This is a genomic window from Arthrobacter sp. T572, from assembly GCF_056780115.1.
The window spans coordinates 1,837,088-1,849,418 of record NZ_JBRAZQ010000002.1 but is presented as its reverse complement, the minus strand read 5'-3'; the positions used below and the strand labels follow the sequence as shown (position 1 = coordinate 1,849,418).

11 protein-coding genes are annotated in these 12,331 nt (G+C 63.9%); 4 read left to right on the top strand and 7 right to left on the bottom strand.

Going from position 1 to position 12,331, the window contains the following annotated elements; all coding sequences use genetic code 11:
* Nucleotides 1-98: 98 nt before the first annotated feature.
* Nucleotides 99-536, bottom strand: a complete 438-nt coding sequence (locus tag ACUYMZ_RS09735) for an RDD family protein (RefSeq protein ID WP_426007033.1) — start codon at nt 534-536, stop codon at nt 99-101.
* A 302-nt stretch (nt 537-838) separates the two neighbouring features.
* Here ACUYMZ_RS09735 and glnA (ACUYMZ_RS09730) point away from each other — a divergent pair, with 302 nt between their 5' ends.
* Nucleotides 839-2,263, top strand: a complete 1,425-nt coding sequence (glnA, locus tag ACUYMZ_RS09730) for a type I glutamate--ammonia ligase (protein ID WP_426007031.1) — start codon at nt 839-841, stop codon at nt 2,261-2,263.
* Nucleotides 2,264-2,400: 137 nt separating this feature from the next.
* Here glnA (ACUYMZ_RS09730) and ACUYMZ_RS09725 read toward each other — a convergent pair whose 3' ends face one another.
* From ACUYMZ_RS09725 to ACUYMZ_RS09715, 3 genes are all read right to left on the bottom strand, one after another.
* The gene (locus ACUYMZ_RS09725; RefSeq protein ID WP_426007030.1) at nt 2,401-2,754 is read right to left on the bottom strand and encodes a hypothetical protein; all 354 of its coding nucleotides are present in this window, start codon (nt 2,752-2,754) and stop codon (nt 2,401-2,403) included.
* 566 nt (nt 2,755-3,320) lie between these two features.
* Nucleotides 3,321-3,536, bottom strand: a complete 216-nt coding sequence (locus ACUYMZ_RS09720) for an AsnC family protein (protein ID WP_442422854.1) — start codon at nt 3,534-3,536, stop codon at nt 3,321-3,323.
* 32 nt (nt 3,537-3,568) lie between these two features.
* Nucleotides 3,569-4,105: a GNAT family N-acetyltransferase gene (locus ACUYMZ_RS09715; protein ID WP_442422855.1), complete on the bottom strand. Its 537-nt coding sequence runs from the start codon at nt 4,103-4,105 to the stop codon at nt 3,569-3,571.
* 115 nt (nt 4,106-4,220) lie between these two features.
* Here ACUYMZ_RS09715 and ACUYMZ_RS09710 point away from each other — a divergent pair, with 115 nt between their 5' ends.
* The gene (locus ACUYMZ_RS09710) at nt 4,221-5,717 is read left to right on the top strand and encodes an arylsulfatase (RefSeq protein ID WP_481602986.1); all 1,497 of its coding nucleotides are present in this window, start codon (nt 4,221-4,223) and stop codon (nt 5,715-5,717) included.
* A 10-nt stretch (nt 5,718-5,727) separates the two neighbouring features.
* On the opposite strand, the gene ACUYMZ_RS09705 is transcribed toward ACUYMZ_RS09710, so the two are convergent.
* Both ACUYMZ_RS09705 and glnA (ACUYMZ_RS09700) read right to left on the bottom strand, forming a co-directional pair.
* Nucleotides 5,728-8,739, bottom strand: coding sequence for a bifunctional [glutamine synthetase] adenylyltransferase/[glutamine synthetase]-adenylyl-L-tyrosine phosphorylase (locus ACUYMZ_RS09705; protein WP_481602984.1), 3,012 nt, complete (start codon nt 8,737-8,739; stop codon nt 5,728-5,730).
* An 8-nt stretch (nt 8,740-8,747) separates the two neighbouring features.
* Nucleotides 8,748-10,088, bottom strand: a complete 1,341-nt coding sequence (gene glnA / locus ACUYMZ_RS09700) for a type I glutamate--ammonia ligase (RefSeq protein WP_426007021.1) — start codon at nt 10,086-10,088, stop codon at nt 8,748-8,750.
* A gap of 188 nt (nt 10,089-10,276) precedes the next feature.
* On the opposite strand from glnA (ACUYMZ_RS09700), the gene panB reads away from it, so the two are divergent.
* Nucleotides 10,277-11,182, top strand: coding sequence for a 3-methyl-2-oxobutanoate hydroxymethyltransferase (panB, locus tag ACUYMZ_RS09695; RefSeq protein WP_481602981.1), 906 nt, complete (start codon nt 10,277-10,279; stop codon nt 11,180-11,182).
* On the opposite strand, the gene ACUYMZ_RS09690 is transcribed toward panB, so the two are convergent.
* Nucleotides 11,179-11,343: an SPOR domain-containing protein gene (locus ACUYMZ_RS09690; protein WP_426007017.1), complete on the bottom strand. Its 165-nt coding sequence runs from the start codon at nt 11,341-11,343 to the stop codon at nt 11,179-11,181. The genes panB and ACUYMZ_RS09690 overlap by 4 nt on opposite strands.
* A 106-nt stretch (nt 11,344-11,449) precedes the next feature.
* Between ACUYMZ_RS09690 and map the strand changes: the two genes are divergently transcribed.
* Nucleotides 11,450-12,328, top strand: a complete 879-nt coding sequence (gene map, locus ACUYMZ_RS09685; protein ID WP_426007015.1) for a type I methionyl aminopeptidase — start codon at nt 11,450-11,452, stop codon at nt 12,326-12,328.
* Nucleotides 12,329-12,331: the final 3 nt, after the last annotated feature.

The window sequence follows — 12,331 nt, the reverse complement described above, 5'->3', positions numbered from 1 at the left end:
TTCCTGTACCAAAGGAAAATGCCTCCTTTGCTCTTCGTCAGAGCATAGGAGGCATTTTTGCGTGCCGCGCGTTCCTGCTGCACGCTCTTGGGCGGGTTTCAGAGACGGATCAGGATGGTGTTCATGGCTTTGTCGTGGAGGCCCCTCTGGTCGGGATCGAAGACGACGGCCGGTATGACCAGGCATAACAGCAACGTGCGGACGACCGCGGCCAACGGACCCGCCGGGCCGCCGCCGAGACGCACCACGTGGATGCCCGCAATCCTGTGGCCGATACTGTAACCGAGGGTCCCGATAAGCAGGATCTGTTCCGCGGCGAAAACCGCGAGGGTGGCCCATTGGTTGCCGCCGAACGCGAAATTGCTGATGACCAGGGCAATGGTCCAGTCGATGACGATGCCCAGGATCCGCCGCCCTGCCCGCGCCATGGACCCCGGCCCGGACTCGGGCAGGCCAAGGCGTTCGCCGGGATACTTGGAAATACCGGACGTGTCCGGCCCGCTCAACCAGGAGCCTATGTCTTTGCGATCAACCACCCATTAAGCCTAGCGGTTGTTGCCCCGCCTGCCCTCGTCCGGCGGATGGGACGTGTCCAGCGTTGATCGGCCTGTGGACCCACATGGACCTGACACCAACAAGCCAACTACCGTTTACACAACAGATGATTCTGTAACCTGCCCGAAACAATACTGACACTCCCGGGAAATGCCGTCTCCCTAAGGTGGTAGGAGTTGCCAGCCACTGCGGCAAGGGGAGATTTTTTGCGTCTCCGGGCCTTGGCTTGGGCTGACCCATGCGGCCTACCGGGCCTGTTACTTGATATGCATAAGGAGCATAGATGTTCAAGACTGCGGACGAAGTCCTCCAGTTCATCAAAGACGAAGACGTCAAATTCGTCGATATCCGCTTCACCGACCTTCCGGGCGTCCAGCAGCACTTCAACGTGCCGGCCAAGAGCGTGGACCTCGACTTCTTCGTGCACGGTCAGCTCTTCGACGGCTCTTCCATCCGCGGTTTCCAGGGCATCGCCGAATCCGACATGCAGCTCATCCCGGATGTCACCTCCGCCTTCATCGACACCTTCCGCATCGAGAAGACGCTGGCCCTGAACTTCTCCATCGTGAACCCGCGCACGGGCGACCCGTACCACCGCGACCCCCGCGGCGTAGCCGAGAAGGCAGAGGCCTACCTGGCCTCCACGGGCATCGCAGACACCGCGTTCTTCGCTCCCGAAGCCGAGTTCTTCGTCTTCGACAACATCCAGTACGAGTCCTCCCCGCAGGGCAGCTTCTACAAGATCGACTCCGAAGAAGCACACTGGAACACCGGCCGCAAGGAAGAGGGCGGCAACCTCGGCTACAAGACCCCGGTCAAGGGTGGCTACTTCCCGGTGTCCCCCACGGACAAGCAGGCCGACCTCCGTGACGCCATGTGTGTCGAGCTGGACAAGGCCGGCCTTGAGGTTGAGCGCTCCCACCACGAAGTCGGTTCCGCCGGCCAGGCTGAAATCAACTACAAGTTCACCACGCTGACCGCAGCTGCCGACGACCTCCAGAAGTTCAAGTACGTCATCAAGAACACCGCTGACGCCTGGGGCAAGTCGGTCACCTTCATGCCCAAGCCCGTCTTCGGCGACAACGGCTCCGGCATGCACTGCCACCAGTCGCTCTGGAACAACGGCGACCCCCTGTTCTACGACGAGAAGGGCTACGCAGGCCTTTCCGACACCGCCCGCTGGTACATCGGTGGCCTGCTGAAGCACGCTTCGGCAGTCCTGGCCTTCACCAACCCGACGGTCAACTCGTACCGCCGCCTGGTCAAGGGTTTTGAAGCTCCGGTCAACATGGTCTACTCGCAGGGTAACCGCTCCGCCGGTATCCGTATCCCGATCACCGGTTCCAACCCGAAGGCCAAGCGCATCGAGTTCCGCGCACCGGACCCCTCGTCCAACCCCTACCTCGCCTTCGCAGCCCAGCTGATGGCCGGTATCGACGGCATCCGCAACCGCATTGAACCGCCGGCTCCGATCGACAAGGACCTCTACGAGCTCCCGGCCGAGGAAGCCAAGGACATCCCCAAGGCTCCGGGTTCGCTGGAAGAAGCACTCGAAGCCCTGCGTGAGGACAACGAGTTCCTGCAGGCCGGCGGCGTCTTCACCCAGGACCTGATCGACACCTGGATCGAGTACAAGTACGAGAACGAGATCCTGCCGCTGTCGCTGCGTCCGAACCCCTACGAGTTCGAGCTCTACTACGGCGTCTAGCATCCGCGGGTCGGGTGCCCGTCTGACGGGGACCTGCAAACGCTGAACGGCACAGACAAGGGCCGGGTTCCAGGTGTTACCTGGAACCCGGCCCTTTCGTTCATGCTGTGGTGGACTCCCGCAGGACTGCGAACCCGCTACTCCTGGTCCTTGGCCTGATCGCGGTCCCGGATATTCCTGCCAAACTCGTCCAGCTTCTCCCGGACAGCCTTGGCCGCGTCCGCCAGGCCCTTTTCCGCGCTGCTGAGCGGATCGAGTTGCAGGTATACGTCGTGGTCGACCGTCAGGTCGTACTCATCCTTCAGATGGGTACCGCCGGAAACCCCGTCCAACGACAGGTACACCAGCGCCTCGGTCCGCGCGATACCCGCGATCGTACCGAAGACCACGGTGAAGTCGTTGGGCTGAAAGCTCACCGTCTGGCCTACATGGCGCCGGTCCAACTCACCGGCCGGAATGGCTTTTTCGGACGGACTTCCGTTGTATTCCATGAACTTCCCCTTCTCATCGAGAACAACTACACAATGAGTCTATAAGGAGACTTATGGATTCGTTGAGCGGGTCAGTGTTCCGTGACGGGGACTGCTTCCTGCCGGCCAGGGGAAGAGCAGTCGGCGCAGAACACCTGCTCCGTTTCCTCCCCACAGCACTGGCAGCGATGGATCAGTGCGGCTGGTTCAACTACATAGGCTGTCATACCGACCATGGTGCCCAGTGGTCCATATCACACACACGAGTAATGTGTACTCGTTTTTCGCTGGGGCCGGCCGCGGGACTACTTGGTTTCCCCCAAGGGAACGGTCGTCTCAAGAGGCACGAACGGCGACGCGGGAGCTGCGCCGGAGGGATCGGCAACGGTGTCAGGGAATGTCGCGAAGCAGCGGCGGCACGCAAAAATGTCACCCCGTCCATGACGGGAACTCCAGTGCGGCCCGGCCTGGGCACAGCGAAAGCAGCCTGCGTCTGAGAAGGCCGCGCCTTCCGGGTCGAGCCTGATTGTCACGGGAGAATAGTAAGCCCGCGGGCACCCGGGGGAACAGACCCGGCCGGCGTCGCCCTACTGCTTCCCGTATTTCTTATGCACCGCCTGCTTGCTTACGCCCAGACACACTGCGATGGCTTCCCAGGAGAGTCCTGCCTGCCTCGCTGCGCGAACCAGCGAAGCTTCCGCCCGGCCTACCTCCTTTTGCAGTTCCGCTACGGCGTACAACGCCTCAGCCGGCCCCATTCCGTCCATTGACCCTACGAGCGTCTTCATACGTTCCACCTCCATGGGGTCAACGCTAGTTGACCCTTTTTCGAGGGTCAACCATTGTTGACGCTTCGTGCCGGAAGCCCCTCAAATGCCTTGAACATGGTCCGCTGCGGACCTGCTTTCCCTCCCAGATACCGACCCGTGTCCACAAATCCAGCCTTCCGGTAAGCGGCCTGGGCGGCAGGATTGCGCTCGTTGACGGAAAGTACGACGCCGGCCTGGCCGCCACCCTGCCGCGCCGTCAGCTTTCGCGCTTCCTCAACTGCCGCCACGGCTGCGAGCGTTCCTATCCCCTTGCCTTGCAGCCGGGAGTCGATGAGGAAGCCGCGGAGCAGCCAGGCGGAATCATCGTCATCCCAGCCGGCCAGTGATGCGGCACCGGCCTGGAGGGTCATCACTCCTGCCCCTTTCCCGTTGGCCTCAATGACGTAGGGGTACCGGCTGGCATCCTCCAGCCCGGCCATCATCATCCGCAGCGGCTCTCCGACGAATTCCTGCTGTGCCGCAGCTATCGCCAAGCCTGCGACAGTTCCCAACTGCACCGCCCGGGCGTCGTCATCAAGGAGCTTCAGGGGAATCAGCCACACATGAGTATGATCCTGAACGCGCGAAACACCACTGTTTGCGTCATAATCACGCACTCCGAGCTCTCCTGACAGTAGGGTATGGACCAAAGTTCCCTACAACCCGAGGAACCACCCGATGCCCCAGCCTAACGTTATTTTGATCTGCGTCGACGAGTGGCGGGGTGACTGCCTTTCGGCTGCCGGCCACCCCTCTGTGGAGACTCCGCATTTGGACGACCTGGCCAGGAACGGCGTCCGCTTTACGAAGGGCTACTCGGCCACGCCCTCCTGCGTACCTGCCAGGGCAGCCCTCTTCACCGGCCAGTCCCAGGAGCGGCATGGCAGGGTCGGGTACCAGGACGGCGTTCCCTTCCACGTTGCCCATCCCGTCACCATCCAGGGCGAGTTCAGGAAAGCCGGGTACCACACCCAGGCCATCGGCAAGATGCACGTATGGCCTGAACGGTCCCGGCTCGGATTCGACGACGTCATCCTCCACGACGGCTACCTGCACCATGCCAGGCAAACGCACAGACAACATTTCGCCATGTTCGATGACTACGTTCCGTGGCTGAGGCGCCAACCTGGCACGGGTCCGGACGCCGAATACTTCGACCACGGCATCAACTGCAATTCCCTGGTGGCCAGGCCATGGGACAAGCCCGAGCACCTGCACCCGAGCCATTGGATCGGGACGCAGGCCATCGAATGGATGCAGCGCCGGGACCCCGTGAAGCCCTTCTTCCTCTACCTCTCCTTCCACCGACCGCACCCACCCTACGATCCACCGTCGTGGGCTTTCGACCAGTACCTCGGCATCCCGGACTACAAACCGGTGGAAGGCAATTGGGAACATCATTGGAATGAATTCCGGCAGGATGGCGATTACCAGGCGAGCCACGGAATGATACCGGACAGGGTGGTCCACCGCGCCCGGGCCGGATACTACGGTCTGATGGCCCAGATAGACCTGCAGGTCAACAGGATCAAGGAGGCACTGGCCGACTACGGGCTTCATGAGGACACGGTGTTCGCCTTCACCAGCGACCACGGGGAGATGATGGGCGACCACCACATGTTCCGGAAAGCAGTTCCGTATGAAGGTTCGGCCAGGGTGCCGTTCATCATTGCCGATGCAGCGTCCAGGCGCGGTTCAGTCCGCGGTGCCGTGGTGGACCACGTGGCTGAGTTGCGCGACATCATGCCCACGCTCCTCGATCTGGCCGGCCTGCCCATCCCGGAAACCGTGGACGGTAAGTCACTCGCCCCGATCGTCCGGGGCACCAGCACCGGGCCGGTCCGCGAATACCTCCACGGCGAGCACGTGTACTGGGGCCAGAACCTCCACTGGCTGACCGATGGGCGCCATAAATATATCTGGGGTTCCGGCCGTGGCACGGAAGAACTGTTCAACCTCGACGACGACCCCCGGGAATGCAATAACCTCGCCGGGCAAGCATCCCACGCCGTTGACATGGACCGCTGGAGGCAGCGCATGGTGGAGGTCCTCCGGGACAGGGAGGAGGGCTTCGTGGTGGACGGCAGGCTCACCGCAGGCAGGCCGGTGGTGACCATGCTGCGGCATACGCGCGCCGCCCTCAAGGCCAACGCCAGTGCAGCCGCCGACGCATGAGCGCCGCGGCTCAGGCGTCGTAGAACCGACGCTCGAAGACGGCGCGGGCATGGCGGCTTAGGCGCAGGTAGTCCTCCTCGAACCGGCCCGCCGCCCCGGGCGGGTAACCGCACCAGCGCGCTACCGCCTCGAGGTCCTTCCGCGAGGACGGCAGGACGTCCGATGCGCGCCCCGTCGCAATGACGTTGGCCGACCGGACGCGGCTGGCGAGCCGCCACGCCTGACGCAGCAGGCCGGCGTCGTTCCTGTCCAGAAAGCCAAGCTCTTCGGCAGCCGCCAGCGCCTCCAGCGTGGACGTTGTCCGCAGTTCCGGGTGCTTGTCCGCATGCTGCAGCTGCAGCAACTGGACGAGCCATTCGACATCGCTCAAGCCACCACGACCAAGCTTTACGTGCCTGGCGGGGTCCGCACCCCGCGGCAACCGCTCGGATTCAACGCGCGCCTTGATGCGCCGGATTTCCCGGACATCCTGTGGTGACAGGTCCCGGGGATAGCGGATCGGGTCAATCAGTTCCAGGAAGCCGGCCGCCAGTTCATCCGAGCCCGCCATGGGCCGGGCCCGAAGCAGGGCCTGGGCTTCCCAGATCAAGGACCACCGGCGGTAGTACTCAGCGTAGGACTCCAGGGAACGGACCATGGCACCGTTCTTGCCCTCAGGCCGCAGGTCTGCGTCCACCATGAGCACCCGCTCGGCCATGATGGCCGGCTTCAGGGGCTGGGTCAGGAGGCTGGATACCTTGGCGACGATGGCCGCAGCCTGTTCCTGGGCCTCCGCGTCGCTGAAGCCCTCCCTGGCCTGGTGCACGTACATGACATCGGCGTCCGATCCGTACCCGATCTCCCGGCCACCCTGGCGGCCCATGGCCACCACCAGGACGTCCGTTTTCAAGGGACCGGACTGCGCGGCGATCCCCTCAGCCACATGGAGGGCACCGAGAACAGCCGCACGATCGGCCTCCGCCAGCGCCAGGCCAACAGCTTCCTGGTCGAGCAGTCCGGCGCTGTCCGCAATGGCTGTCCTGAGGATCTCGCGCCGCCGGATCAGACGGATGAGCCGCATGGCGCTTTCCGGATCCGGGTGACGCGACAGCTTGGACTGGATTTCCTGCCACTGGGCCGTAAAACCGATGGGCACCAGGTCCTTGTCGCTGCCCAGCCAGGCCACCGATTCGGGGGAAACCTCCAGCAGGTCCGAGATCAGCCTGGAATTGGATAACACCTGGCACAACCGTTCAGCGGCAGCCTGCGAATCCCGGAGCATGCCCAGATACCAGTGCGTCGTGCCCAGGGCTTCGCTGACCCGGCGGAAGGCGAGCAGTCCGGCGTCGGGATCAACACCCTCAGCCAGCCAGCCAAGGAGGATCGGCAGCAACTGCCGTTGGAGCGCAGCACGCCTGCTCACGCCGGCCGTCAACGCCTCGATGTGCCGCATGGCGCCCTGGGGGTCGAGGTAGCCCAGCGCCGCAAGGCGGCCCTGGGCGGCCTCGGGGCTCAACCTCGCGTCCTCGCTGCTCAGCTTGGCGGCAGTGTTCAGCAGCGGCCGGTAGAAGATGCGCTCATGGAGCTCCCGCACGGACCGCTTGGTTTTCTGCCAGGTGCCGATCAGTTGGTCCGGCGTTGGACGCTCCAGCGAAAAAGGCCCCAGGACTGCTTTGGCCAGGAACCGCTGGGCATCTTCCGACTCCGGCATGAGGTGGGTCCTGCGCAGCTGGAACAACTGGATGCGGTGCTCCAGCAACCTGAGGTACCGGTAGGCGCCGTCGAAAGCTGCCGCGTCGGTGCGCCCGATGTAACCCCCGGCTGACAGCGCAGCGATCGCGGATGTCGTGTCGCGGCACCGCAGCGACTCGTCGGACTTGCCGTGGACCAACTGCAGCAACTGGACGGTGAATTCGACGTCCCGCAGGCCGCCCCTGCCAAGTTTGATCTGCCGCTGCTCCTCGGCCGCGGGAATATGTTCGGTGACCCGGCGGCGCATTGCCTGGACCGATTCGACAAAACCGTCACGTCCGGCCGAGGCCCACACCAACGGCTCCACCGCTTTCCCGTACCGGGAGCCCAGCTCCCGATCCCCCGCAATGGTCCGCGCTTTGAGGAGCGCCTGGAACTCCCAGCTGTCAGCCCAGCGGTCGTAGTAGCTCAAGTGCGAGGCGAGGGTCCGAACCAAGGGTCCCGACTTGCCTTCCGGGCGGAGGTTCGCGTCGACTTCCCACAGCCCCGGCTCCGGCGCCGGGGATGAGATGGCCCTCGAGATGCCCGAGGCCAGCGCGGTGCCGATGGTTGCTGCGCGTGCATCGTCGAGGTCTTCGGCTTCAATCACGTAAATGACATCGACGTCGGAAATATAGTTCAGCTCACGGGCGCCGCACTTGCCCATGCCAATGACGGCAAGCCCGACGGCGGCAACCTCCGATGCTTCGAACTGCGCTGCCGCTTCAGCCCGGGATACGGCCAGGGCAGCCTCGATCGCTGCACCGGCGAGGTCCGCGAGTTCCGCGCCCACGGACGGCATGAAATCCTGCGGCGATGCGGCACAGAGGTCCTTGATGGCCAGTTGCGCCAGGCCCCGCCTGTACGCTGTCCGGAGTGCGGCATAGGCCGGAGCTCCGGTCAGCCCGGCCACTGGACGCTGAGCCCCGGGTTCGGCCTTCACCGAACGCAGCAAGGACGCGCGGAGTTCCTCGCTGGAGGCCGGCAACGGCTCCGGACTGACCTTGGCATCGAATACATCCAGATGTTCGGGACGGCGGATGAGGAACTCCCCCAGCGCCTCTGATGCACCGAGGAGCCGGTACAGCGGCTCACTGGAATCCAGGTCGGCACCAGCCAGCGCCGCGAGCCCGGGTTTTTTCTCGATCAGCCGGACCAGCGACTGCAGGGCGGTGTCGGGACTGGCGGCCAGTGACAGGCCCGCGAAAAGCGCCTCCTGGTCCATGCCGTCCAGTTCGCGGGCAGCGAGGAAGCGTTCGGCCTTTTCAAGGTCGCTGAAACCGGCCGCGATGAGCCGACGTGCCAGGCTCACGGATGCCCCTACAGGATGCCGAGGTTGCGCTGCAGCTCGTAAGGCGTGACCTGGAGGCGGTAATCCTGCCACTCCGCACGCTTGTTGCGCAGGAAGTGCTCGAAGACCTGCTCACCCAGGATCTCCGCCACGAGGTCGGACTCCTCCATGGCACGGATGGCGTCGTGCAGGCTCGCAGGCAGCGGGGCGTGGCCCATGGCCTTGCGCTCCGCGGTGGTCAGCGACCAGACGTCGTCCTCCGCAGCCGCCGGGAGATCGTAGCCTTCCTCGATGCCCTTCAAGCCGGCGCCCAGGAGGACGGCATAGGCCAGGTACGGGTTGGTGGCGGAGTCGATGCCCCGGTATTCGATCCTCGCCGACTGGCCCTTGCCGGGCTTGTACAGCGGCACCCGCACCAGGGCAGAGCGGTTGTTGTGCCCCCAGCTCAGGTAGCTCGGAGCCTCGCCGCCGCCCCACAGCCGCTTGTACGAGTTCACGAACTGGTTGGTCACGGCCGTGAATTCCGGGGCGTGCCGGAGGATGCCGGCAATGAACTGGCGGGCGGTCTTGGACAGCTGGAATTCAGCACCGGCTTCGAAGAAGGCATTGGTGTCGCCTTCGAAAAGGGAAAAGTGCGTGTGCATGCCCGAGCCCGGGTGGTCCGTAAACGGCTTGGGCATGAAGGTGGCGTACGTCCCCTGCTGCAGGGCGACTTCCTTGATAACGGTGCGGAACGTCATGATGTTGTCCGCCGTCTGCAGGGCATCGGCGTAACGGAGGTCGATCTCGTTCTGGCCCGGTCCACCCTCATGGTGGCTGAACTCCACGGAGATGCCCACGGATTCGAGCATGGTAACGGCCGTACGGCGGAAGTCCTGGGCCACGCCGCCAGGAACGTGGTCGAAGTACCCACCCTCGTCCACCGGAACGGGAGCACCGTCGGGGCCCAGATCCTTGGACTTGAGCAGGTAGAACTCGATCTCAGGGTGGGTGTAGCAGGTAAATCCCATGTCTGCGGCCTTGGCAAGGGTCCTCTTGAGGACATTGCGCGGGTCGGCAGCAGACGGTTCACCGTCAGGAGTCAGCACATCGCAGAACATCCGTGAGGTCTGCTCCGTTTCACCGCGCCACGGCAGGATCTGGAAGGTGGACGGATCCGGCTGCGCAAGCATATCGGACTCGAAGACACGGGCCAGGCCCTCGATCGCGGAACCGTCAAAGCCCAGGCCTTCCTCAAAGGCCCCTTCGACTTCGGCCGGCGCCAGTGCCACGGACTTCAGCGACCCCACGACATCGGTGAACCACAAGCGCACGAAGCGCACGTCGCGCTCTTCGATCGTCCGCAGAACGAACTCTTGCTGGCGGTCCATGGGGCCTCATTTCCGGTTGGTGTCCACGCCGCAGGTCCCTTCTCCGAAAGCCACGGCAGCTCAGCCTTCACTCTACTAAGCATTCCCGTGGAATGCCGCCGCAGGAGGGCCGCGTAACACAGCGTTTACAAACAGTGACGCCTGGCACACTGCTGGCAGCGGTCCGCGGCACGGCTTAGGCTCTATCCATGGCCCCGAGCAACTTTCCTGAGTCCAGCACGCCCGCCGAGGTTTCCGCACCGTACGGCACGGGCCCTTCTCCTGCCACGCCGGCACCTGCGGCCGGGGGCGTCAAGCCGGGCGGTCGGGTCCGTATCCACCACCTCCAGCAGGCCAAAGACAACGGAACACGCTTTGCCATGCTCACCGCCTACGAACAGTACACGGCCGAAATCTTCGACCAGGCAGGAATAGAAGTCCTCCTGGTGGGCGACTCCGCCTCCAACAACGTCTTTGGCAATGAGACAAGCCTTCCTGTCACCGTGGACGAACTCCTCCCGCTGTGCCGCGCGGTCAGCCGGTCAGCCAAAAGATCACTGATCGTGGCCGACCTGCCGTTCGGCAGTTATGAAGTCTCGCCCCAGCAGGCGGTCGCCAGCGGCGTGCGGTTCCTCAAGGAAGGCCTTGCCCATGCCGTGAAAATCGAAGGCAGCGCCTACTACGCCGGGACTGTCAAGGCGATGGTCCAGGCCGGCATCCCTGTCATGGCGCACATCGGCTTCACCCCGCAAAGCGAACACTCCCTGGGCGGCTACCGTGTCCAGGGCCGTGGTGACGACGCGCAGCGGCTCATCGATGATGCCCTCGCCCTCCAGGAAGCCGGCGCTTTCAGCGTGTTGATGGAAATGGTCCCGGCGGAGACGGCGGCGGCCGTTGACGCAGCGCTCCGCGTCCCGACCGTGGGCATCGGGGCCGGCAGGGGGACAACGGGCCAGGTGCTGGTATGGCAGGACATGGCGGGATTGCGCGGCGGAAAGATGGCCAGGTTCGTCAAGCAGTACGCCGATCTCCGGACCACGTTGACCGACGCTGCCGCAGCCTACCGTGAAGATGTGCGCTCCGGGCAGTTCCCTGGTCCGGAGCACTCCTTCTAGTCGTCGTCCTGGGCTTCCCAGGCCTCATTGCGCTGCCGGACCTTCTCCAGGGCATGCTCGGCTTCCTCCCTGGTCTTGTACGGGCCAATCAACTGGGACCAGTCCGACATCGCGTCCTCTTCGATCTCGTGCGTCCTGACGTTGTACCAGTACTCCGTCACGTCTCCTCCTCGGTCTTCGGGGGCCGGCCCGTAACGTTCGCGGAGCCACGCAACGGCCGGCCCGCATTGTTACTTGCGTCTCTTGAGTGCCTTATATGATCAATCTATGCCTTCTCTTGCTTCAACTGCACCCATCGGCACGCTCACGCCCGGAACCATCAGCCCGCAGCGGCCGGTACCGGCGTCGATCCCCCGCCCTGAGTACGTGGGCAAGAAGGCGCCTGCCAAATTCACCGGCTCCGAGGTCAAGTCGCCGGAGACCATCGAGAAGATCCGTGTGGCCTCCCGTATTGCTGCCCAGGCCATCGTGGAGGTCGGACAACACATCCAACCCGGTGTTACCACGGACCATCTGGACCGGATCGGCCACGAGTTCCTCCTGGACCACAACGCCTATCCCTCCACCCTCGGCTACAGGGGTTTCCCCAAATCCCTGTGCTCGTCCTTGAACGAGGTCATTTGCCACGGCATCCCCGACTCCACGGTGATCCAGGACGGCGACATCCTGAACATCGACATCACCGCCTTCATCGGCGGGGTGCATGGAGACACCAACTACACTTTCCTGGTGGGCGACGTGGATGAAGAGTCCCGTCTTCTGGTTGAGCGTACGCAGGAGTCGCTCAACCGGGCCATCAAGGCCGTGGCCCCGGGCCGCGAGATCAACGTCATCGGCCGTGCCATCCAGTCCTACGCCAAACGCTTCGGCTACGGCGTGGTACGGGATTTCACGGGACACGGTGTCGGCGAGGCCTTCCATACCGGCCTCATCATTCCGCATTACGACGCAGCCCCGGCGTACAACACCGTGATCGAGGCAGGCATGGTCTTCACCATCGAACCCATGCTGACCCTTGGCACCATCGAATGGGACATGTGGGAGGACGACTGGACGGTCGTCACCAGGGACCACAAACGAACGGCCCAATTCGAACACACCTTGCTGGTCACCGAGACCGGCGCGGAAATCCTGACCCTTCCCTGAACT

Excerpts from the sequence above, each read along its gene's own strand:
- glnA (WP_426007031.1), top strand. The coding sequence starts at position 839 with ATGTTCAAGACTGCGGACGAAGTCCTCCAGTTCATCAAAGACGAAGAC.
- ACUYMZ_RS09725 (WP_426007030.1), bottom strand. The coding sequence starts at position 2,754 with ATGGAATACAACGGAAGTCCGTCCGAAAAAGCCATTCCGGCCGGTGAG.
- ACUYMZ_RS09720 (WP_442422854.1), bottom strand. The coding sequence starts at position 3,536 with ATGGAGGTGGAACGTATGAAGACGCTCGTAGGGTCAATGGACGGAATG.
- ACUYMZ_RS09710 (WP_481602986.1), top strand. The coding sequence starts at position 4,221 with ATGCCCCAGCCTAACGTTATTTTGATCTGCGTCGACGAGTGGCGGGGT.
- glnA (WP_426007021.1), bottom strand. The coding sequence starts at position 10,088 with ATGGACCGCCAGCAAGAGTTCGTTCTGCGGACGATCGAAGAGCGCGAC.
- panB (WP_481602981.1), top strand. The coding sequence starts at position 10,277 with ATGGCCCCGAGCAACTTTCCTGAGTCCAGCACGCCCGCCGAGGTTTCC.
- map (WP_426007015.1), top strand. The coding sequence starts at position 11,450 with ATGCCTTCTCTTGCTTCAACTGCACCCATCGGCACGCTCACGCCCGGA.